This window comes from Microbacterium petrolearium (genome assembly GCF_054782875.1).
Window position 1 is genome coordinate 1 of sequence record NZ_BAAGRQ010000013.1, and the last position, 22102, is coordinate 22102.

Below are 22102 nucleotides of genomic sequence, written 5' to 3' on the forward strand. Positions count from 1 at the left end.
CTGCCCAACGACTCCAACAACGCCAGGAACTCGGCCCGGCGACGATCCTTCTCCTCCGAAAACGACACGGTGGCCGCAACCTCCCGAAACTCGGGGTGTTGCGACCACCGTTAGAACCCGCCATGATCCGGATGGGCGCCTCGTCTGCCTGGTCTCAGGCCTGAAGTCGCTCGGTCTCGTCGTGCCAGCTGGTGGCGACGGCGCGCAGCTTCTCCTCGTACTTGCGGCCGTGGTGCGCGCAGAACAGCAGCTCGCTGCCGTTGACCTCGGCGGCGATGTACGCCTGGGCGCCGCACGAGTCGCAGCGGTCGGCCGCCGTGAGGCGGTGGAGGACAGGAGCTTCAGCGGTTGCGGTTGTCATTGGTCTGCCTCCTCGTTTCGTGCCTGCACCGATGTTCCGATGCCTCACATATAACCACGCGACCCTGGGGATCCTGCCCGATCGCCGGCATGTTTCGCTCAGCGCGTACGGGCGCGCGGATCGCGCGTGACGAGCGCGTGGCGCGGGGAGTGTCTGCGAGGCCAGAGGGCGCGGCGCGGATAGCATCGAAGATTGTGACAGCCGAGTACTCCGCCCACCATCTGCAGGTCCTCGAAGGGCTGGAGGCCGTCCGGAAGCGCCCCGGAATGTACATCGGCTCGAACGGCTCCCCGGGCCTCATGCACTGCCTGTGGGAGATCATCGACAACTCCGTCGACGAGGCCGTCGCCGGCAACGGCGACCGGATCGACGTGATCCTGCACGCGGACGGCAGCGTCGAGGTGCGCGACCGCGGGCGCGGCGTGCCGGTCGACGTCGAGCCCCGCACGGGCCTGAGCGGCGTCGAGGTCGTGTACACCAAGCTTCACGCGGGCGGGAAGTTCGGCGGCGGCTCGTACGCGGCCTCGGGCGGACTGCACGGCGTCGGCGCCTCGGTGGTCAACGCGCTGAGCGAGCGCCTCGACGTCGAGGTGGACCGCGGCGGCAAGACCTACGCGATGTCGTTCCACCGCGGCGAGCCCGGCGTGTTCGCCGACAAGGGCGAGAAGCGGCCGGACGCCCCGTTCCGCCCGTTCGAGCAGTCGAGCGAGCTGAAGGTCGTGGGCAAGGTCGCCAAGGGCGTGACCGGCACGCGCGTGCGCTACTGGGCCGACCGCCAGATCTTCACGAAGGACGCGGCGTTCCAGCTCGACGACCTCATGACCCGCGCCCGCCAGACGGCGTTCCTCGTGCCGGGCCTCGAGATCGCGATCCGCGATGAGCGCGGCGACGAGCCCGTCGACACGTCGTTCCGGTACGACGGCGGCATCGCCGAGTTCGTCGACTACCTCGCCACCGACGCCCCCGTGACCGACACGTGGCGACTGGAGGGCGCGGGCACCTTCACCGAGACGGTGCCGATGCTGCAGGCCGACGGATCCATGCGCTCCACCGAGGTGGAGCGCGAGTGCCGCGTCGACATCGCGCTGCGCTGGGGCACGGGCTACGACACGACGATCCGCTCGTTCGTCAACATCATCGCCACCCCCAAGGGCGGCACGCACCAGCAGGGCTTCGAGCAGGAGATGCTCAAGCAGCTGCGCGCCGAGGTCGAGAAGAATGCGCGCCGGCTCAAGGTCGGCAACGACAAGCTCGAGAAGGACGACGTGCTCGCCGGCCTCACCGCGGTGCTCACCGTGGAGCTACCCGAGCCGCAGTTCGAGGGCCAGACCAAGGAGGTGCTCGGCACGCCCGCCGCGCGCCAGATCGTGGCCAAGGTCGTGCGCGAGTCGCTCAAGCAGCGCTTCGCCTCCACCAAGCGCGACGACAAGAGTCAGGTCTCGATGCTGCTCGACAAGGTCGTCGCGGAGATGAAGGCGCGCATCTCGGCGCGCACGCACAAGGAGACGCAGCGCCGCAAGAACGCGCTGGAGTCGTCGACGCTGCCGACCAAGCTCGTGGACTGCCGCACCAAGGAGACGGAGCGCAGCGAGCTGTTCATCGTCGAGGGCGACTCGGCGCTCGGCACCGCGCGCAAGGCCCGCGACAGCGAGTACCAGGCGCTGCTGCCCATCCGCGGCAAGATCCTCAACGTGCAGAAGGCCTCGATCAGCGACATGCTCTCGAACGCCGAGTGCGCCTCGATCATCCAGGTCGTCGGCGCGGGATCGGGACGGTCGTTCGACATCGAGGCCGCCCGCTACGGCAAGGTGATCATGATGAGCGACGCCGACGTCGACGGCGCGCACATCCGCACCCTGCTGCTCACGCTCTTCTACCGCTACATGCGCCCGCTCATCGAGCACGGCCGGGTGTTCGCCGCCGTGCCGCCGCTGCACCGGGTGATCGTGATCAACCCCGGCTCCAAGCCGAACGAGACGATCTACACCTACAGCGAGCGCGAGCTGCACGCCCTGCTCGCCAAGCTCCGCAAGGCCGGCAAGCGGTGGCAGGAGCCGATCCAGCGCTACAAGGGCCTGGGCGAGATGGACGCGGATCAGCTGGCTGAGACGACGATGCAGAAGGACGGGCGCCTGCTGCGTCGCGTGCGGCTGGAGGACGCCGAGGCCGCCGGCCGCGTCTTCGAGATGCTCATGGGCAACGAGGTCGCCCCGCGGCGCGAGTTCATCGTCGACTCCGCCGACCGCCTGGACCGCGAGGCCATCGACGCTTGACGCGCGGCGGGTCAATGCCGCGCAGCGGCGTTGATGCGCCGCGGGTCAACATCGAGCGGAGCGCCCGCAGGGCGCGGAGTCGAGATGAAGACCGGTGTGGGGATCAGTGCCGCAGGGCGCGGCTGATCCCCGCGGCCGTGTTCTGCGCCTGCTGCCACACGAACAGGCGCGTGAGGGGGCGCAGGAGCACCGGCAGCAGCGGCACGCGCCGCGCTGCCGGGTTGCGCTCCCAGCCCGCCGTGACGCTCAGCTGCGAGCCCGAGGCGGCCGCCTCCACGGCGATCTCGATGCGGCGCGCGTTCGCGCGAGGCAGGTCGGGGAAGGTGAAGCGCCACGCGACGCTCTCCGCATCGCGCCCGCCCAGGAACTCCGCGACGACGCGCGCGGTCTCGTGCCGGCGCCGGATCGGACGTCCGTCGGGGTGCTCGGTCGGCGACCACGCCGTCCACCGCGCGCCCGGCGCCGCGGCCGCGCCCTCCGCGCCGTCGACGCGGGCGATCGCGGCGTCCCACTCGGGCAGCCGCGCCGGATCCGTCAGCAGCCGCCGGACCTCCTGGGGCGAGGCGGGCACGAAGGCCGCGACGGTCGCCACGAGGCGGTCGCGCGCGGCCGGACGGGCGGCCGGGAGCCGGTCCGCCTCGTCCAGGCGTGCCGCGACCTGGTTCGCCGTCGTGCCCAGTCGCCGCAGCACGGCCGCGATCATGCCGCTCGGCTCGCGCAGGAGCTCGCGCAGCACCGCGCTCGCGTCGCCGCCACCGCGGGCGCGGGAGGCGCGGTCGATGACGGCCATGGCCCGATCGGACCAGCGGTAGCCGTCGGTCTCGGGGAAGGTGAGGCGGGTCATGCGGTCCTCCTGGGCACGTCGATGGACGGATCGATGCGGCGCGCGTACTTCTTGTGCACCGCCTGGCGCGTCACGCCCAGCGCGTCGGCCACGTCCTGCCAGCGCAGGCCGGCGCGCAGCGCCGCCTCCACCTGACGCAGCTCCAGCGCATCGGCCAGGGCGCGCAGCGAGGCGACGGCGCGCAGGCCGGCGCGGGGGTCGCTCGTGTCGGCCGCGACATCGGCGATCTGTCGGGATTCCATGCTGTCAACGCACGTTGCTCACGGGCCCGCTGTCAACCTGAGTTGCTCGTCCTGGCTCGCGTCGCCGCAGGGGTGGATCGGCGCCGCGCGGCGGCGTACCCTCGGGCGTGCGCGGTCGACGAGGACCGCGCGGACGGAAGGGGGAGCGGATGTCCGTGACGCAGACCCGGTCGCTGTGGGTGGCCTACGGGCAGGCCGGCGCGGTCGGCACGATCCGGCGCGACGACGAGGGCTTCGTGGTGACGATGGCGGGACAGGACGAGCCGGTCGGCGCCTACCCGACGCTCGACGTCGCCAAGGGCGCCCTGTGCTCGCACCTGAAGCCGGGAACCGCGCGACCGGAGTTCCGCCGCCACTGAGCCCGGGGCGGCGATCCGCGCCGCGTCAGACGACCGTGCGGCCGATCGACGCGACCACGGCCTCGAGCGGCTGACCCGAGGCGTCGCGACGGGCGAGGGTCTCTGGCAGCTTGCGCGCCGAGCCCTGCGCGTCGACCGCGAGCGCCGGATCGGGGCCGACCCACGCGAGCGTGAGCCGGTCCTCGCCCTTCAGGAACGCGTGGGCGCGCACGCCGCCCGTGGCGCGGCCCTTCGCCGGGAACTCCGAGAAGTCGGTGATCTTCGCGCGCCCCGGATCCGTGCCCGCGAGGATCGCATCGGATCCCGACACCGTCACGACCACCGAGTCGTCGCCCGTGACGGCGCCGAAGAACACGACGCTCGACCCGGCGCCCAGCTTGATGCCGGCCATGCCTCCGGCCGCCGCGCCCTGCGGGCGCACGCTCGAGGCGGCGAAGCGCAGCAGCTGCGCGTCCTGGGTCACGAACACGAGCTCGGCCTCGTCCGGCGCGACGCCGGCACCCACGACCGCGTCGCCCGGCTTCAGCCCGATCACCTCGACCTCGGGCTTGGGCGCAAGTGCCGACGGCACGATGCGCTTCACGACGCCCTGCGCGGTGCCGAGCGCCACCGGCGTGTCGGAGTCGAGCGCGAGGATCGACACGATCTGCTCCGACTTGTCGACGAGGCCGATGTAGTCGCGCAGCTTCACGCCGCCGCCCAGCTGGATCGAATTGGTCGGCACGGAGGGGATGTCGATGGGGGAGAAGCGCATGACGCGACCGCGCGAGGTGAGGGCGCCGAGCTCGCCGCGGATCGTGCCCGCCGCGGTCGCGAGGACCGCATCGTGCTTGCTGCGACGGGCCGGTGCCGTGAGCTGCTGCCCGTCGGTCAGATCCAGTCGCACCGCGCGGCCCGTCGTGGACAGCGCCACGAGCGTCGGCCCGTCGGCGATCTGCAGATCGGGCGCCGCCTTCGACGAGCGCGGCGCGGCGGGCTTGGCGTTCATGAGCAGCGTGCGGCGCGGGGTGCCGAGCTTCTCGGCCGTGGCCTCGAGCTCCTCGGCCACCTTGCGGCGCAGCAGCACGTTCGATCCCAGCAGCTCCTCGAGCTGGGCGATCTCGGCCAGCAGCGCGTCGCGCTCCTGCTCCAGCTCGATGCGCGAGAACTTCGTGAGCCGGCGCAGGCGCAGCTCGAGGATGTACTCGGCCTGCACCTCGTCGAGGTCGAACACCTGGCACAGCCGGGTCCTGGCCTGCTCCGAGGTGTCGGACGAGCGGATCACCTGGATGACCTCGTCGATGTCGAGGATCGCGACGAGCAGTCCCCGCACGAGGTGCAGGCGCTCCTGGCGGCGGGCGAGGCGGAAGCGGCTGCGCCGCGTGACCACCTGGAGGCGGTGGTCGATGTAGACGCGCAGCAGCTCCTTCAGGCCGAGGGTGCGCGGTTGCCCGCCGACGAGGGCGACGTTGTTGAAGTTGAACGAGTCCTCGAGCGGGGTGAGCCGGTAGAGCAGCTCGAGCACGGCAGCGGGGTCGAAGCCGGTCTTGACGCTGATGACGAGGCGCAGCCCGTGGTGCCGATCCGTGAGGTCCTGCACATCGGCGACGCCCTGCAGCTTCTTCGACTGCACCGCGTCCTTCATCTTCTCGATGACGCGCTCGGGGCCGACCATGTACGGCAGCTCGGTGATGACGATGCCGGTGCGGCGGGGCCCGATCGGCTCGATCGACGCCTTGGCGCGCACCTTGATGGCGCCGCGGCCGGTCTCGTACGCGTCCCTGACGCCGTCCAGGCCCATGACGACGCCGCCGGAGGGGAAGTCGGGGCCCGGCACGAACTCCATGAGCTCGGCCGTCGTCGCCTCGGGGTTCTCGAGCAGGTGGATGGCGGCGTTCACGACCTCGATCAGGTTGTGCGGCGCCATGTTGGTCGCCATGCCGACCGCGATGCCGCTCGCGCCGTTGACGAGCAGGTTCGGATAGGCGGCCGGCAGCACGTCGGGCTGCTGGAACTGGCCGTCGTAGTTGGGGACGAAGTCGACGACGTCCTCGTCGAGGTCCGCGGTGAGGGCGAGGGCCGGGGAGGCCAGGCGCGCCTCGGTGTAACGCGCGGCGGCGGGGCCGTCGTCGAGCGATCCGAAGTTGCCGTGCCCGTCGACGAGCGGCACGCGCATCGCGAAGTCCTGTGCCAGGCGCACGAGCGCGTCGTAGATCGCGGTGTCGCCGTGGGGGTGGAGCTTTCCCATCACCTCGCCGACGACGCGCGCGCTCTTGACGTGGCCGCGGTCGGGGCGCAGGCCCATCTCGGCCATCTGGTAGAGGATGCGGCGCTGCACCGGCTTGAGCCCGTCGCGCGCGTCGGGAAGGGCGCGGGAGTAGATGACGGAATACGCGTACTCGAGGTACGAGCCCTGCATCTCGGTCTCGAGGTCGATGTCCTCGATGCGCTCCTCGACCGGCTCGGCGGCGGGTGCCTGCTTGCGCGCCATTCAGCCCTCTCCTCGTGCGGTGGCGGCCGCGGATGCGCGGCGGGGGCCGGAAGTCCCGTTCGGGTGCTGTGCGAGACTGGCCCGGATGTCATCGATCGTACCTTCGGGTCCCGCGGCAGCCCGGAGCCTCACCGGGGTGGCGCCGGACCTGCTGGCGTCGCTGACCGGCCGCCCGTCGGGGCTGCCGGCGGCGCGATCCGCCGTGCTCTTCGTCGTCGACGGGCTCGGCGCGATCCCGCTGCGCGCGCACCGCGCGCACGCGCGCTTCCTCGCCGGGGCCATGGCGCGGCGCGACGTCGCGCGCACCGTCTTCCCCTCCACGACCGCGGCCGCGCTGACGAGCCTGCTGACGGGAGCCTGGCCGGGCGAGCACGGCCTGGTCGGCTATCGCGTGCTCGATCCCGAGCGCGGTGCGCTCGCGAACCAGCTGAACGGCTACGAGCGCGACGGCCTCGACCCGGATGCGTGGCAGCGCTGCGAGACCGTCTTCGAGGCCGCGGCCGCGGCGGGGCTGCGCCCCTTCGCCGTGAGCCTCGACAAGTACGCAGGCACCGGACTCACGCGCGCGATCATGCGCGGTGCGGAGTTCGTGGGGGAGAAGGACCTCGCCCAGCGGGTGCGCGTGTCCCTCGCGCTGGCCGAGCGCCACGAGGGCGGGCTCGTCTACTGCTACCTGCCGGAGCTCGATCAGGCCGGGCACAAGCACGGCGTCGCCTCGGACCGCTGGGTGGACGCTCTCGAGCGCGTCGACGGCGCGCTGCGTGCGGCCGAGCGGCTGCCGGACGGCATCGGCGCCGTCGTCACCTCCGACCACGGCATGGTCGACGTGCCGCGGCATCGTCACGTGCTGCTGCGCGACGGCGACCCGCGCCTCGACGGCGTGGCGCACCTCGGCGGCGAGCCGCGCATGCTGCACGTCTACGCCGAGCCGGGGCGCGACGTCGCGTCGCTGGCCGAGGCCTGGCGCGCGGGATCGGAGGGGACCGCGGACGTCGCGACGCGCGACGAGGCACTCGCCGCCGGGCTGTTCGGCCCCGCGGTGGCGGATCACGTGCGGGGCCGGATCGGCGACGTGCTCGTCGCGGCGCGCGGCACGTGGGCGTTCTACGACGACCGCCTCGCCGACAAGAAGCCGCAGGACATGATCGGCCAGCACGGATCGACGAGCCCTGAGGAGATGACAGTCCCGTTCATCCGCCTCGGCGCGTTCGCCGGCTAGTCGTCGCTGCGGGCGCCGAAGACGATCTCGTCCCACGACGGCATGGCGGCGCGACCGCGGCGGCGCGGCGACTCGGACTCGCGCTCCGGCTCGGGCTCCGGATCGCGCTTCTCGGGAGCCTCGGCCGGGCGGGTGGCCTCGTCCATGGCCTCGAACAGCGCGACCGGCGCGCTGCCCCTGGCGGGGTGCCGCGCGGCGCTCTCGTCCAGCTCGCTCATGGGGGCCGTCTCGCGCTGGCCGCGGCGGCGGCGCAGCGCCTCGAGCAGGTCGGCCGTCTCGGGCGACGTGCTGTGCTCCTCGGGCGCGCGGCGCGTGGCGGTGTCGCGCACCTCGCGGCTCGAGACGGCCGCGAGCGGCGCCGTTGCCTCGGGCTCGGCGTCGGGCAGGCGGCGCGGGCCGAACGCGTCGGTGTCGAACCGGCTGTCGTCCTTGGAGGGCGTGTCGAGCGCGCGCAGGCGCGGGATCAGTCCCTCGGGCAGCGGGCCCTGCCGCGACAGCTGGGTGGCGTCGGAGTTGAGCGGCGACAGCGCGCTGCGGCGGGGCTCGAACGACCAGCGGGCGTCGTGCTCGACCTCGCCGGCCGTGAACTCCAGCTTCACGATCCAGCCGCTGGGCTCCTTCCAGCTGGTCCAGCGCTCGCCCGTCGCGTGCAGGCTCGCGAGCTTGCCGCGGATCGCGACGCCGAACGTCGGGTTCGCGTCGCCGTCGAGCTCGCTGCCGATGAGCACGGGCACGGCGAGCGCCTGGCTCACGATGTGCTCGCGCTCGGCGACCACGGGTCCCTCGAAGCGCCGCACGTCATCGAGGTCGGCGCCGAGCAGCTCGGCCACCTCCTCGGCCGACATGCCGGCGCGGATGTGCTTCTGGATCTCGCGGGGGCTGGCGGCGGTGCGCGGCGCGGGCCGGGTCGTCGTGCTGGCCCGGCGGATCTCGGAGCGCAGCACGTCGTCGACGGCGACGGTGAAGCGCTCTCCCGACTCGTTCGCGAGGACGAGGGCGCCGTCCTCCGATCCGATGACCGTGAGCTGTTCCATGCGTGCTCCTTCCGCGCTCTGCGGTGACTCACATGCTGTCACGCTGCGGGCCCAACGCCGGGAATACCGTGGGCGTGCCGCGGGTTTCACCGGCAGCGATTGCTGTGGGTCCGCGGGGAGCCGCGTGTGCGTTTGCGAATCCGTTCCCGCTCATGCAGACTATCGCCGCCCCGCCGCACGGTTCGGGGCGCCTGAGCTCCAACGAAAGAAGTGTGACGCCCTCCGATGGCAACCGACTACGACGCCCCCCGCAAGTCCGAAGACGAGAGCAACGAGTCGATCGAGGCGCTCAAGGCCGCGCGGAACAACCCGCAGCCGGGGTCGGCCGACACGGAGGATGCCGACAATCCCGGTTTCGAGCTGGGCGGCGCCGATCTGTCCAACGTCGAGCTCGACGTCGTCGTGCTTCCCCCGCAGGAGGATGAGTTCACGTGCATGAACTGCTTCCTCGTGAAGCACCGCTCGCAGCTCGCCGAGGACGGCCCCAACGGCCTCATCTGCAAGGACTGCGCGGCCTGACCCGCGAACGCGAAGCGCCCGGCGCCTCCTCGGAGGCGGCCGGGCGCTTCGCCGTTGCGGGGACCGGATCAGGCGTGCTGGGCGAGCCGGATCGCGGCGGCCAGGCGCTCGGGCGTGCGCGACGAGATCGTCCACGAGCCCACGGGGTCGTCCGGGTCGGTGTTCGGCACGACGACGAGACCGTCGATCCCGCCGCGGATCAGGTGCCACCCGTGCGCGTCGATGTCGCGGCCGCGCGCCGCCTGGGCATCCGCGCCGGTGAGCGCCACGGGCTCGCCGAGGAAGCGCGCCTCGATGCGGGCGCGGCCCGCGCGCAGCTCGGTGCCGCGCACCTCGACGACGGGGGCGAGCCCCACGAGGAGCGCGACGACCGCGATCGCGACGGCGATGCCGATGCCCAGCGCCAGGGCGCGGTCGATCTGCACGAAGACAAGCGACGCCATCGGCGCGACGACGGCGGCCCCGCCCAGCAGCCGGAGCGAGGGGGAGAGGCGTTCGCGGTACGTCGCGCGCGACGACCGGGTCGGCGTTGATGTGATCTGCATTACCCTCGTTGCGTGACCGAAACCGTGGACGTGCCTATTGTCGCACCCGTGATCCCGGCCTACGCCCACCCCGACGACGCCGGCGCCGATCTGGTCGCCGCCGAGGCGGTGCGGCTGGAGCCGGGCGAGCGCGCGCTCGTGGGCACCGGGGTGCGCATCGCGCTGCCGGAGGGCCACGCGGCGTTCGTCGTGCCGCGCAGCGGGCTGGCGGCCAAGCACGGCATCACGATCGTGAACGCGCCCGGCACCGTCGATGCCGGCTATCGCGGAGAGATCAAGGTCGCGCTGCTGAACACCGACGCCCGCGAGGCGTACGACATCGCCGTGGGCGACCGCATCGCGCAGCTGATCGTGATGCCGGTGCCGCGGGCGCGCTTCGTGCCCGTCGAGGAGCTGCCGGAGAGCGGGCGCGGCGAGGGCGGGTTCGGATCCACCGGCTACCAGACAGGGGAGACCAAGTGAGCGACGACAACGCGGCCGAGGACGTCACGCCGGTGGCGCCGGCCGATGCCGAGGCGAGCGCCAAGTCGGCGCCGGTCGGGCGCGCCCAGAGCGGGCCGTTCGACGAGTCCGAGGCGAACGCGGTGCGGCCGTACATCGACCTGGGAGGGCTGAAGGTGCTGCCCCGCGAGGGCCTGAACCTGCGGCTCGAGGTCGAGGAGAAGACGAAGCGGATCGTCGCCATCGGCCTGGACTACGCGGGCTCGACGCTGCAGGTGCAGCCCTTCGCCGCGCCGCGGTCCACGGGCCTGTGGGGCGAGACGCGCGACCAGATCCGCGAGCAGGTGCGCCAGCAGGGCGGCCGCGTCGAGGAGCGCGGCGGCCCCTTCGGTCCCGAGCTGCTCGCCGAGGTGCCCACGGCCGACGCCGAGGGCGGCAAGGCGATGCGCCTGGCCCGCTTCGTGGGAGTGGACGGGCCGCGCTGGTTCCTGCGCGGCGTGATCGGCGGCGCGGCCGCGAGCGACCCCGCCGCGGCCGAGCAGGTCGAGGACCTCTTCCGCTCGCTGGTCGTGGTGCGCGGCGGCAACCCCATGCCGCCGCGCGACCTCATCCCGCTCAAGATGCCGCAGGCGCCGGGCGCGGCGTGAGCGATCCCGCAGCGCCGCGCGACCGCGACACGGCGGCCGGTCGGGAGTCCGCCGATCTCACCCCGCCGCCCGCCGCCTCGGATCTGCTGGGGCAGGCGTTCGGCGAGGCGGCGCGCCGCGCCGGCATCGACCCCGCCGAGGAGGCCACGGCCGGGGGCGTCGTCTGGAAGGCGATGGGCGGCTTCCGGGGGGTGCTCGAGTCGGTGCTGCCGAGCCTCGCGTTCGTGCTCGTCTACACGGTCCGCCCCGAGCCGCTGTGGCTGTCGCTGGCGGTCTCGGTGGGCCTCGCGGCGCTGTTCACCATCGTGCGCTTCGCGCAGCGATCCACGCCGGCCGCGGCCCTCGGCGGGCTCGTCGCGGCGGGCTTCGCGGCCGCGCTGGCCCTGTTCACCGGCCAGGGCGAGCAGAACTTCCTGCCGGGGCTCGTGACCAATGCGGTGTACGGCACCGCCATCCTCGTCTCCGCGCTCGTCGGCTGGTCGGTGATCGGCCTCGCGGGCGGGTTCCTCATGGGCGAGGGCACGGCGTGGCGCGCCGACCGGCGCAAGCGCCGCGCCTACTTCTGGCTCGCGATCGCGTGGGCGGCGCTGTTCTACGCCCGGCTCGCCGTGCAGCTGCCGCTCTACCTGTCGGGCGCCGTGGTCGAGCTCGGCACGGCGAAGCTGCTCATGGGGCTGCCGCTGTTCGCGCCCCTCGTGGCGGTCACGTGGCTCGCCGTGCGCGCCCTGTATGCGCGTGCCGACCGCGACGATCGTGCATAATGGATTTATCTTGACGTCAAGATAAATCGTCCCCCTCGTCCGGCGACGACTGTTAGGTGCTCCTTGCTAGCCGCGGAGCCCTCGCAGGGGCAGGATGGGGAGGGAATTCCGCGGTCGATCCCGAAGGAGACGGAACCGGTGTCCACGGTGAACAGCTTCGGTGCCAAGAGCACCCTGACGGTCGGCAGCACCGACTATGAGATCTATCGCATCGATGCGGTCGAGGGCTACGAGTCGCTGCCGTTCAGCCTCAAGGTCCTCCTCGAGAACCTGCTCCGCACCGAGGACGGTGCGAACATCACCAAGGAGCAGATCAGCGCTCTCGGCTCGTGGGACGCCACGGCCGAGCCCAGCACCGAGATCCAGTTCACGCCCGCGCGCGTCGTGATGCAGGACTTCACGGGCGTGCCCTGCATCGTCGACCTGGCCACGATGCGCGAGGCCGTCACGGAGCTCGGCGGCGACCCCGACAAGATCAACCCGCTCTCGCCGGCCGAGATGGTCATCGACCACTCGGTCATCGCCGACCTGTTCGGCACCGAGAACGCGCTCGAGCGCAACGTCGAGATCGAGTACGAGCGCAACGGCGAGCGCTACCAGTTCCTGCGCTGGGGTCAGACCGCGTTCAAGGACTTCAAGGTCGTGCCGCCGGGCACCGGCATCGTGCACCAGGTGAACATCGAGCACCTCGCCAAGGTCGTCTACGACCGCGAGGTCGGCGGCGTGCTGCGCGCGTACCCCGACACCTGCGTCGGCACCGACTCGCACACCACCATGGTCAACGGCCTCGGCGTGCTCGGCTGGGGCGTCGGCGGCATCGAGGCCGAGGCGGCCATGCTCGGCCAGCCGGTGTCGATGCTCATCCCGCGCGTCGTCGGCTTCAAGCTCACGGGCGAGATCCCCGCCGGCGTGACCGCGACCGACGTGGTGCTGACGATCACCGACATGCTCCGCAAGCACGGCGTGGTCGGCAAGTTCGTGGAGTTCTACGGCGAGGGCGTCGCCTCGGTGCCGCTCGCCAACCGCGCCACGATCGGCAACATGAGCCCCGAGTTCGGCTCGACCGCCGCCATGTTCCCGATCGACGACGTCACGCTCGACTACCTGCGCCTGACCGGCCGGGACGAGCAGACCGTCGCGCTCGTGGAGGCGTACGCCAAGGAGCAGCACCTCTGGCACGACCCGTCGCGCGAGCTGGTGTTCAGCGAGTACATGGAGCTCGACCTCGCCACGGTCGTCCCCTCGATCGCCGGCCCGAAGCGCCCGCAGGACCGCATCCTGCTGTCGGAGGCGAAGGCACAGTTCGAGAAGGACATCGTCGGCTACGCCGCGATTCCCGAGGACTCCGTCGAGGTCGAGGGCACGTTCCCCGCCTCCGACCCGGGCGTCGTCCCCGGCGTCGAGCACGAGCACATGCCGACCAACGGCGTCTCGCACCAGCACGACGGCGAGCGCGAGCACCAGCACGTGGAGTCGATGCTCGTCAGCGGCGCGCCGCACGCCGCGTCGAAGCCCGTGAAGGTGACCACGCCCGAGGGCGAGTCGTACCTGCTCGACAACGGCGCCGTCACGCTCGCGGCCATCACGTCATGCACGAACACGTCGAACCCGTCGGTCATGATCGCCGCCGGCCTCCTCGCCCGCAAGGCGCGCGAGAAGGGCCTGACGCGCAAGCCGTGGGTCAAGACGACGCTCGGCCCCGGCTCGAAGGTCGTCACCGACTACTACGAGAAGTCGGGCCTCGACAAGGATCTCGAGGGCCTCGGCTTCTACACCGTCGGCTACGGCTGCACGATCTGCATCGGCAACTCGGGCCCCCTCATCGAGGAGGTCTCGGAGGCCATCAACGAGAACGACCTGGCCGTCACGGCCGTTCTCTCGGGCAACCGCAACTTCGAGGGCCGCATCAGCCCCGACGTGAAGATGAACTACCTCGCCTCGCCGCCGCTCGTCGTGGCGTACGCGCTGGCCGGCTCGATGAACTTCGACTTCGAGACCGACCCGCTGGGCAAGGACGCGGACGGCAACGACGTGTTCCTCAAGGACGTGTGGCCCGCGCCCGACGAGGTGCAGGAGATCATCGACTCCTCGATCTCGCGCGACCAGTTCATCAAGCAGTACGCCACGGTGTTCGACGGCGACGAGCGGTGGAAGTCGCTCGACACCCCGAGCGGCCCGACCTTCGAGTGGGACGAGAACTCGACCTACGTGCGCAAGGCGCCGTACTTCGAGGGCATGACGATGGACCCGGAGCCCGTCTCCGACATCACCGGTGCCCGCGTGCTCGCGGCTCTCGGCGACTCGGTGACGACCGACCACATCAGCCCCGCGGGCTCGATCAAGGCCGGCACCCCCGCCGCGCAGTACCTCATGGAGCACGGCGTCGCCCAGCGCGACTTCAACTCCTACGGCTCGCGACGCGGCAACCACGAGGTGATGATCCGCGGCACGTTCGCGAACATCCGCCTCAAGAACGCGCTCGTCAAGGCGGTCAACGACGGCCAGCAGATCGAGGGTGGCTACACCCGCGACTTCACGCAGCCCGGGGGCCCGCAGTCGTTCATCTTCGATGCCGCGCAGAACTACGCCGCGCAGGAGACCCCGCTGGTCATCTTCGGCGGCAAGGAGTACGGCTCCGGGTCGTCGCGCGACTGGGCGGCCAAGGGCACGCGCCTGCTCGGCGTGAAGGCGGTCATCACCGAGAGCTTCGAGCGCATCCACCGCTCGAACCTCATCGGCATGGGCGTCGTGCCGCTGCAGTTCCCCGCCGGCGAGAGCTGGGAGTCGCTGGGCCTCGACGGGACCGAGATCGTCTCGATCTCGGGCCTCGAGCAGCTCAACGAGGGCGTCACCCCCAAGACGGTGCACGTCGTCGCCGAGCCGAGCGAGCACTCGGCCGAGGGCAAGCAGACGATCGAGTTCGACGCGATCGTCCGCATCGACACGCCCGGTGAGGCCGACTACTACCGCAACGGCGGCATCCTGCAGTACGTGCTGCGCAGCCTCGTCTGATCGCCCCGCGCGACGCACGCCCCGCTCGGCCTCGGCCGGGCGGGGCGCGCTGCGTCGGGGGAGGATTCGGGTCTGCCCCCTTGCGTTTTCGGCGGCTCCGTTCAGCCTGCGGGGAGGGCCCGCGGCGTAGGCTTTGCGCATGAGTCTTCTCGACGCGATCGGCGGGCCGCGCGATCTCGACGCGCTCTCCGATGCGCAGCTCGCGCAGCTCGCCGGCGAGATCCGCGAGTTCCTCATCGCGAATGTGGCCCGCACCGGCGGACACCTCGGCCCGAACCTCGGCGTGGTCGAGCTGACGATCGCGCTGCACCGCGTGTTCGACTCGCCGGACGATCCGATCATCTTCGACACCGGCCACCAGTCGTACGTGCACAAGCTGCTCACGGGCCGCAAGGACTTCGCGAACCTTCGCGCCCGCGGGGGACTGGCGGGCTACCCGCAGCGCTCCGAGAGCCTGCACGACGTCGTGGAGTCGTCGCACGCCTCCAGCTCGCTGAGCTGGGCGGACGGCATCTCCCGCGCCTTCACGCGCACGGGGCGGGCGGATCGCCACGTCGTCGCCGTCGTGGGCGACGGCGCGCTCACGGGCGGCATGACGTGGGAGGCGCTCAACAACATCACCGACGACAACGACCGCAACCTCGTGATCGTCGTCAATGACAACGGCCGCTCCTACGCGCCCACGATCGGCGGGATGGCGCGCTACCTCAACCGCGTGCGCACGGGCGGCGTCTACCGCGACCTGGATGCGAAGTCGAGCCGGCTGGCCGACCGCCTGCTGGGTCCGGCCGGCCGCGCGCTCTACCGGGGCCTGCGCGGCGGCACGCGCGGCTTCCTCTCGCGCTTCACGAACAACCGCGCGCTGTACTCGCAACTCGACATCAAGTACCTCGGGCCCGTCGACGGGCACGACGTGAAGGCGCTGCGCGAGACGCTCGAGCTGGCGAAGTCGTACGGCGCCCCGGTGCTCGTGCACGCCATCACGGAGAAGGGCCGCGGCTACCAGCCGGCGCGCGACGACGAGGCCGACCAGTTCCACGCCGTCGGCCGCATCGACCCGCACACGGGCGAGCCGGTCTCGTCCTCGTCCTCGCAGAGCTGGACCGATGTCTTCGCCGACGAGCTCGTGCGGGTGGGGGAGCAGCGCCCCGAGGTCATCGCGATGACGGCGGCCATGCTGCGGCCGACGGGACTCGCGCCGTTCGCCGAGCGCTTCCCCGATCGCGTGTACGACGTGGGCATCGCCGAGCAGCACGCCGTCGCGTCGGCGGCGGGCCTCGCGTACGGCGGCCTGCATCCCGTCGTCGCGCTGTACTCGACCTTCGTGAACAGGGCGTTCGACCAGGTGCTCATGGACGTCGCGCTGCACAAGGCGGGCGTCACCTTCGTGCTCGACCGCGCCGGCGTGACCGGACCCGACGGGCCGAGCCACCATGGCATGTGGGACCTGGCGCTGCTGCACATCGTGCCGACCATCCGGATCGCCGCCCCGCGCGACGCCGAGCGGCTGCGCGAGGAGCTGCAGGAGGCCGTGGCGGTCTCGGACGCCCCCACCGTCGTCCGGTTCCCCAAGGGAAGCGTGGCGGCCTCGATCCCGGCCCTCGAGCGCCTGGACGACGGCGTGGACGTGCTCGCGCGCGGCACCGCGGAAGACGTGCTCATCGTCGGCATCGGTCCGTTCGCCCAGCTCGGACTGGATGTGGCCACGCGGCTGCGCGCGCAGGGGATCGGCGCGACCGTCGTCGACCCGCGCTGGGTCGTGCCGGTGCCGGACTCGATCGTCGAGCTCGCGGCGCGGCACCGTCTCGTCATCACGCTGGAGGACGGCCTGCGCGTCGGCGGCATCGGCACCCGCGTGCGCCAGGTGCTGCGCGAGGCCGGCGTCGACACAGCAGTGGACGAGCTCGGCCTGCCCGACGCGTTCCTCGACCACGCGTCCCGAGAGGAGATCCTCGAGGACGCCGGCCTGAGCGCGGCGAAGATCGCGCACGATGTCGTCTCGCAGGTGCTGGGCACCCGCATCCCCGTCGCGCGCCCCGAGGGCGCGAGCGGCCTGCCGGCTGTCACGGGCCCGGTCGAGAAGTCCCGGCAGTAGTTTTCTCGGAAACGCGAGACGGGAGGGATCCGTCGATCCCTCCCGTCTCGCGCGTGCGGTCAGCGCGATGCGATGCCGCGGATCGGGGGCGTGTGGAACGTCGAGCCGAAGACGCGCTCCGAGGCGCCGACACGGTCCAGGTAGGCCGTGGCGCCGCCGTCGATGAACGGCCAGCCGGCGCCGAGGATGAGCGCCAGGTCGATGTCCTCGACCTCCGGCACGACCTTCTCCTCGAGCATGATGTGGATCTCGCGGGCCAGCTCGTCCTCCACGCGTCGGAGGATCTCCTCCTCCGACGCCGGGCTCTTGCCGACGGTGAGCGCCTTCTGTGCCTGCTTCGTCCAGCCCGTGACGCGGCCGCCCTTGTCCTTCTCGACGACCTCGTCCAGCTCGGCGAGGGCGTGCAGGTTCGCCGACGCGTGGAAGCGGTCGGGGAAGTGACGCGCCATCGTGTCCTGCACGTGCGCGGCGACCTTCCAGCCCACGAGGTCGATGAGCTGGAACGGCGTCATCGGCAGGCCGAGCGGCGCGAACGCCTTCTCGACCGTCATGAGCGGCGTGCCCTCGTCGATCGCGCGCGCGGCCTCGCCCATGACCTTCGCCAGCAGGCGGTTCACGATGAAGCCCGGCGCGTCCGTGGTGCCGATCGCGTTCTTCTTCAGGTTCTTCGCGACGACGAAGCCCGTGCTGATGGCCTCGTCGCTGGCCTGCGGCGTGCGCACGACCTCGACGAGGGGCATCACGGCCACGGGGTTGAAGAAGTGGAAGCCGATGAGACGCTCGGGGTTGGACAGCACCGAGCCGATCTCCTCGACCGACAGCGACGACGTGTTCGTGGCGAGGATCGCCTCGGGCGAGACGATCGCCTCGATCTCGCGGAAGACGTCCTGCTTGACCTTCGTCTCCTCGAACACCGCCTCGATCACGAAGTCGCAGTCGGCGTACTCGCTCTTGTCGACGGTGCCGCGCACGAGCGCGCGCAGGCGGTTGGCCTCGTCGGCGTCGATGCGGCCCTTGCCCTCGAGCTTGCCGATCTCGTCGCGGATGTACGACAGGCCCCTGTCCACGCGCTCCTGCGACACGTCGGTGATGAGCACGGGCACCTTCAGGCGGCGCACGAACAGCAGCGCGAACTGGCTGGCCATGAGGCCCGCGCCGATGACGCCGACCTTGGTGACCTTGCGCGCGAGCGCCTTGTCGGGCGCGCCCACCGGGCGCTTCGCGCGCTTCTGCACGAGGTCGAAGGCGTACATCGAGGCGGCGAACTGGTCGCCCGTGACGAGGTCGGCGAGCGCCTCGTCCTCGCGGGCGAAGCCGTCCTCCTTCGAGCCCGAGCGCGCCTTGTCGAGCAGGTCCAGCGCCCGGTACGGCGACCGGGGGACGGTGCCGATGCGGCTCTCGAGCATGCCGCGCGCCATCTTGATGGCGATCGGCCACTTCGTGAGCTTCTCCATCTTGCCCGGCACGTTGCGCCGCTCGACCTTGACCGTGCCCTCGAGCACGCCGTCGGCCCAGTTCAGCGAGTCCTCGAGGTAGTTCGCCGGCGAGAACATGGCGTCGAAGATGCCCATCTCGTACGCCTGCGCCGCCTTGAGCGTGCGGTTCTGCTTGAGGGGGTTCGAGATGATCACCTCGAGCGCGTTCTCGATGCCGATGAGGTTCGGCAGCAGGTACGCGCCGCCCCAGCCGGGGATGATCCCGAGGAACACCTCGGGCAGCGCGATCGCCGCGGCGGACGAGTCGACGGTGCGGTACGTGGAGTTCAGCGCGATCTCCACGCCGCCGCCGAGCGCGAGCCCGTTCACGAACGAGAACGAGGGCACGCCCAGGTCGCTGAGCTTGCCGAGCACCTGGTGCCCGCGCTGAGCGATGAGGAGCGCGCTCTCGCGCCCGTCGAGCGCCGTGATCTGCGAGAGGTCGGCGCCGGCGGCGAAGATGTACGGCTTGCCGGTGATGGCGACGGCCTGGATCTCGCCGGCGGCGGCCCGGTGCTTGAGCTCCTCCAGCACGCCGTTCAGCTCGGTCAGCGTGCGCGGCCCGAGGGTGTTCGGGCGGGTGTGGTCGCGGCCGTTGTGCAGCGTGATCAGCGCGAGCACGCGTCCGCTGGGAAGGGTCACATCACGCACAAGCGAGTGCGTGACGACCTCCTCCTCGGAGGCGGCGTCGAGCGTCGAGAAATCGATCGATTCGTAGTCGGTCATGCGTCCGGTCACTTCCGCTTCTTGCCGGTGTAGTGGGGGTTCTCCCAGATCACGGAGCCGCCCTGGCCCAGGCCCACGCACATGGCCGTGAGGCCGTAGCGGACGTCGGGGCGCTCGGCGAACTGGGCCGCGAGCTGGATCATCAGGCGCACGCCGGACGCGGCCAGCGGGTGACCGAGGGCGATCGCGCCCCCCCACTGGTTCACGCGCGGGTCCTCGTCGTCGATCCCGAAGTGATCGAGGAACGACAGCACCTGGATCGCGAAGGCCTCGTTCAGCTCGAACAGGCCGATGTCGTCGATCGCCAGGCCCGCCTTGGCGAGCGCCTTCTCGGTCGAGGGGATCGGGCCGATGCCCATGATCTCGGGCTGCACGCCGGAGAACGCGAACGACACCATGCGCATCTTGGGCGTCAGGCCCAGCTCCTTCACGGCGCTGCCGCCGGCGAGCAGGCTGATCGTGGCGCCGTCGGTGAGGGGCGACGAGGTGCCGGCCGTCACGCGGCCGTGCGGGCGGAACGGCGTCTTGAGGCTCGCGAGACCCTCGAGCGTCGTCTCGGGGCGGCGGCCCTCGTCCTCGGTCGCGAGCGCCCAGGCGCCGTCGGCGCCGGTGGTGGCCACGGGCACGAGGTCGGGCTGGATCTTGCCGGCCTCGTAAGCGGCCTGCACCTTCTGCTGGCTGCGCATGCCGAACCGATCGGCGCGCTCCTTCGTGAGGTGCGGGAAGCGGTCGTGGATCCGCTCGGCCGTGACACCCATGTTGAGCGCGCCCGGGTCGACCATCCGCTCCGCGACGAAGCGCGGGTTGGGGTCGGCGTTGGCGCCGATCGGGTGGCGACCCATGTGCTCGACGCCGCCCGCGAGGGCGAGGTCGTACATGCCGACGCCGATCGAGGCGCCCATGGTCGTGACGGCCGTCATGGCGCCGGCGCACATGCGCTCGATCGCCAGGCCGGGCACGGTCTGGGGGAGACCCGCGAGGATCGCGGTGCTGCGCCCCAGCGTCAGTCCCTGGTCGCCCGTCTGCGACGTCGCGGCGATCGCCACGTCATCGATCCGGTCCTTCGGCACATCCGCGTTGCGCTCCATGAGCCCGATCATCGCCTTCACGACGAGATCGTCCGCGCGGGTGTTCCAGTACATGCCCTTCTCGCCGGCGCGCCCGAAGGGCGTCCTGACACCGTCGACGAAGTAGACATCCGAGAGCTCGGCCACTCTGCCTCCCAAGATTCGAGTGATCCCAGCCTATGAGGATCCTGCAACGCCGGGGCCAACCGGTTGGGGAGTACCTACGAAGCCGCGTCCGCCGGTTCGGGGGCCTCTTGCACCGGATGGACAAACGCCTCCGCGATGATGGGCGCGGTGAGTTCCACCTGCCACGGCCGCGCGCCGAGCGCCCGCAGCGCGTCGGCGACGGCGTCGGCCGTGATCGGCGTCGGCGGCTCCCACGCCACGCGCCGCAGCACCTCGGGCGTGAGCAGGTTCTCGGTGGGCATCTCGATGCGCTCGGCGAGCTCGGCGACGGCCGGGCGGGCCGAGCGCAGCCGCGCGTCGGCCTCCGGGTTGCGGTCGCGCCACGCCTTGGGCGGCGGCAGCGTGTCGGATCCCGGGAGGCGGTCCGGCGGCAGGTCGCTCGTCGCGCGGCCCGCATCGAGCGCCGCCCACCAGCGATCGAGCTGGGTGCGGCTGGCGCGGCCGGTGAAGTCCTTCAGGGCCGCGAGCTGCGCCTTCGAGGTGGGCGCGGCGAGCACCGCGGCCACGAGGGCGCGGTCGGGCACGAGGCGCCCGGGTGCGACGTCCTGCTCCTGCGCCAGCCGCTCGCGCGAGAGCCACAGCTCGCGGGCGATCGCCAGGCCGCGGCGGCCGCGCACCTGGTGCAGGCCGCTGAGGCGCCGCCACGGATCCGCGCGCGGCGGCTTGGGCTCGCGCAGGCGCACCTCCTCGAACTCCTGGCGCGCCCACTCGGTCTTCCCCGACGCCTCGAGAGCCTCGACGAGGACGTCGCGCACGTCGACAAGGTGCTCGACGTCGAGGGCCGCGTACTCGAGCCAGGCCTGCGGCAGGGGGCGCGTGGACCAGTCGGCGGCGGAGTGCTCCTTCTTCAGCACGACGCCGATGGCCTGCTCCGTGACCGCGGCGAGCCCCACGCGGGGCCAGCCGAGCAGGCGCGCCGACAGCTCGGTGTCGAAGATCGACGGCGGGCGCAGGCCCAGCTCGGCGAGCGAGGGCAGGTCCTGACTCGCGGCGTGAAGCAGCCACTCGGCGTCGCCGATCGCCGCCTGCAGCGCGGAGAAGTCGCCGATCGGCGGCGGATCGAACAGGAACAGCCCCGCGCCGCGACGGAACATCTGCACGAGATAGGCGCGCTGGGAGTAGCGGAAGCCCGACGCGCGCTCCACGTCCACGGCCACCGGGCCCTCGCCTCCGGCGATCCGCTCGGCCGCCTCCGCCAGCCCCTCCGGGGTGTCGATCACCCGGTATTCAGTCACGTTCCGCCTTCCTGGCCCCGAAGACCGCGATCTGCTCGGATCCCGGGGGCAGACCGGCGAGCATGCACACGAGCTCGGCCCACGCCTCGACGTGATCGCGCGGGTCGCCCTCGGGGGTCCACGACGCGCGCAGCTCGATCTGCGCGCCGTCTCCCTCCTCGGCGAGCCCGCCGAACCCCGTCGAGAGGATCTTCGTGGCCGTGCCCGATGCCGAATGGTACGCCGCCCCGCGCGTCTCCAGTGCATCGATGAGCCAGGACCACGTCACATCCGCCAGCAGGGGATCCGTCCCGATCTCGGGCTCGAGCGGCGCCTGCGCGAATGAGACGATGCGGAACGGGCCGCCCCACGACGACGGCTCGTCGGGGTCGTGCAGCAGGATGAAGCGGCCCGTGCCGTAGGGGGAGTCGCCGTGCTCGTCGGGGCGGACGTCGCCGGCGACGGCCAGGGAGAACGGCGCGACGCCCTGCGGCGAGGGGATCTCGCGCACGGAGAAGTCGCTGCGGAACGCGGCGGCCCGCAGGCGCGCCTCCGCGTGGGCGAAGGCGTACGGAACCGGACCGTGGTCTGTCACGCCGACAGATTAGAGTG

General features: G+C 71.8%; 19 protein-coding genes. 9 read left to right on the plus strand and 10 right to left on the minus strand.

The window, feature by feature from the left end:
• Positions 1-154: 154 nt before the first annotated feature.
• A complete protein-coding gene (locus ACYVJ0_RS10520) occupies positions 155-361 on the minus strand; it encodes a DUF7455 domain-containing protein (protein WP_449854149.1) in 207 nt (68 codons plus the stop codon).
• Between the two features lie 194 nt (positions 362-555).
• Here ACYVJ0_RS10520 and ACYVJ0_RS10525 point away from each other — a divergent pair, with 194 nt between their 5' ends.
• The gene (locus tag ACYVJ0_RS10525; RefSeq protein ID WP_460817721.1) at positions 556-2634 is read left to right on the plus strand and encodes a DNA gyrase/topoisomerase IV subunit B; all 2079 of its coding nucleotides are present in this window, start codon (positions 556-558) and stop codon (positions 2632-2634) included.
• Between the two features lie 103 nt (positions 2635-2737).
• Here the strand turns inward: ACYVJ0_RS10525 and ACYVJ0_RS10530 are convergent, their stop codons facing one another.
• Both ACYVJ0_RS10530 and ACYVJ0_RS10535 read right to left on the minus strand, forming a co-directional pair.
• A complete protein-coding gene (locus tag ACYVJ0_RS10530; RefSeq protein WP_460817722.1) occupies positions 2738-3478 on the minus strand; it encodes an SRPBCC family protein in 741 nt (246 codons plus the stop codon).
• Positions 3475-3720 (minus strand): hypothetical protein, encoded by a 246-nt coding sequence (locus ACYVJ0_RS10535; RefSeq protein ID WP_460817723.1) that lies wholly within the window; start codon positions 3718-3720, stop codon positions 3475-3477. Before ACYVJ0_RS10535 ends, ACYVJ0_RS10530 begins: the two co-directional genes overlap by 4 nt.
• 149 nt (positions 3721-3869) lie before the next feature.
• On the opposite strand from ACYVJ0_RS10535, the gene ACYVJ0_RS10540 reads away from it, so the two are divergent.
• The gene (locus ACYVJ0_RS10540) at positions 3870-4079 is read left to right on the plus strand and encodes a methyltransferase (RefSeq protein WP_460817725.1); all 210 of its coding nucleotides are present in this window, start codon (positions 3870-3872) and stop codon (positions 4077-4079) included.
• A gap of 25 nt (positions 4080-4104) precedes the next feature.
• On the opposite strand, the gene ACYVJ0_RS10545 is transcribed toward ACYVJ0_RS10540, so the two are convergent.
• The gene (locus tag ACYVJ0_RS10545; RefSeq protein WP_460817726.1) at positions 4105-6549 is read right to left on the minus strand and encodes a DNA gyrase/topoisomerase IV subunit A; all 2445 of its coding nucleotides are present in this window, start codon (positions 6547-6549) and stop codon (positions 4105-4107) included.
• A gap of 136 nt (positions 6550-6685) precedes the next feature.
• Between ACYVJ0_RS10545 and ACYVJ0_RS10550 the strand changes: the two genes are divergently transcribed.
• The gene (locus ACYVJ0_RS10550) at positions 6686-7768 is read left to right on the plus strand and encodes an alkaline phosphatase family protein (RefSeq protein WP_449854155.1); all 1083 of its coding nucleotides are present in this window, start codon (positions 6686-6688) and stop codon (positions 7766-7768) included.
• Here the strand turns inward: ACYVJ0_RS10550 and sepH are convergent.
• On the minus strand, positions 7765-8802 hold the full coding sequence (gene sepH, locus ACYVJ0_RS10555; protein ID WP_449854156.1) for a septation protein SepH: 1038 nt from the start codon (positions 8800-8802) through the stop codon (positions 7765-7767). The genes ACYVJ0_RS10550 and sepH overlap by 4 nt on opposite strands.
• Before the next feature lie 225 nt (positions 8803-9027).
• Between sepH and ACYVJ0_RS10560 the strand changes: the two genes are divergently transcribed.
• Entirely contained in the window at positions 9028-9321 is a 294-nt protein-coding gene (locus ACYVJ0_RS10560; protein WP_449854157.1) for a DUF4193 domain-containing protein, read from the plus strand.
• A gap of 68 nt (positions 9322-9389) precedes the next feature.
• Here ACYVJ0_RS10560 and ACYVJ0_RS10565 read toward each other — a convergent pair whose 3' ends face one another.
• Positions 9390-9866: a DUF3093 domain-containing protein gene (locus ACYVJ0_RS10565; RefSeq protein WP_449854158.1), complete on the minus strand. Its 477-nt coding sequence runs from the start codon at positions 9864-9866 to the stop codon at positions 9390-9392.
• A 12-nt stretch (positions 9867-9878) separates the two neighbouring features.
• Here ACYVJ0_RS10565 and dut point away from each other — a divergent pair, with 12 nt between their 5' ends.
• From dut to dxs, 5 genes are all read left to right on the plus strand, one after another.
• On the plus strand, positions 9879-10328 hold the full coding sequence (gene dut / locus ACYVJ0_RS10570) for a dUTP diphosphatase (RefSeq protein WP_449854159.1): 450 nt from the start codon (positions 9879-9881) through the stop codon (positions 10326-10328).
• A 32-nt stretch (positions 10329-10360) separates the two neighbouring features.
• A complete protein-coding gene (locus tag ACYVJ0_RS10575) occupies positions 10361-10954 on the plus strand; it encodes a DUF3710 domain-containing protein (protein ID WP_449854201.1) in 594 nt (197 codons plus the stop codon).
• Complete coding sequence (locus ACYVJ0_RS10580; RefSeq protein ID WP_460817729.1) at positions 10951-11715, plus strand: DUF3159 domain-containing protein; 765 nt, start codon at positions 10951-10953, stop codon at positions 11713-11715. Before ACYVJ0_RS10575 ends, ACYVJ0_RS10580 begins: the two co-directional genes overlap by 4 nt.
• 138 nt (positions 11716-11853) lie before the next feature.
• A complete protein-coding gene (locus tag ACYVJ0_RS10585; RefSeq protein WP_460817731.1) occupies positions 11854-14727 on the plus strand; it encodes an aconitate hydratase in 2874 nt (957 codons plus the stop codon).
• A 139-nt stretch (positions 14728-14866) separates the two neighbouring features.
• On the plus strand, positions 14867-16822 hold the full coding sequence (gene dxs / locus ACYVJ0_RS10590; protein WP_460817732.1) for a 1-deoxy-D-xylulose-5-phosphate synthase: 1956 nt from the start codon (positions 14867-14869) through the stop codon (positions 16820-16822).
• A 59-nt stretch (positions 16823-16881) separates the two neighbouring features.
• Here the strand turns inward: dxs and ACYVJ0_RS10595 are convergent, their stop codons facing one another.
• From ACYVJ0_RS10595 to ACYVJ0_RS10610, 4 genes are all read right to left on the minus strand, one after another.
• Positions 16882-19023, minus strand: a complete 2142-nt coding sequence (locus ACYVJ0_RS10595; RefSeq protein WP_460817808.1) for a 3-hydroxyacyl-CoA dehydrogenase NAD-binding domain-containing protein — start codon at positions 19021-19023, stop codon at positions 16882-16884.
• Between the two features lie 8 nt (positions 19024-19031).
• A complete protein-coding gene (locus ACYVJ0_RS10600) occupies positions 19032-20237 on the minus strand; it encodes a thiolase family protein (protein WP_460817733.1) in 1206 nt (401 codons plus the stop codon).
• A gap of 74 nt (positions 20238-20311) precedes the next feature.
• Complete coding sequence (locus ACYVJ0_RS10605; RefSeq protein WP_460817735.1) at positions 20312-21511, minus strand: HRDC domain-containing protein; 1200 nt, start codon at positions 21509-21511, stop codon at positions 20312-20314.
• Positions 21504-22085 carry a DUF3000 domain-containing protein gene (locus ACYVJ0_RS10610; RefSeq protein WP_460817736.1) on the minus strand — a complete coding sequence of 194 codons (582 nt, stop codon included), beginning with the start codon at positions 22083-22085 and terminating at the stop codon, positions 21504-21506. Before ACYVJ0_RS10610 ends, ACYVJ0_RS10605 begins: the two co-directional genes overlap by 8 nt.
• Between the last annotated feature and the right edge of the window lie 17 nt (positions 22086-22102).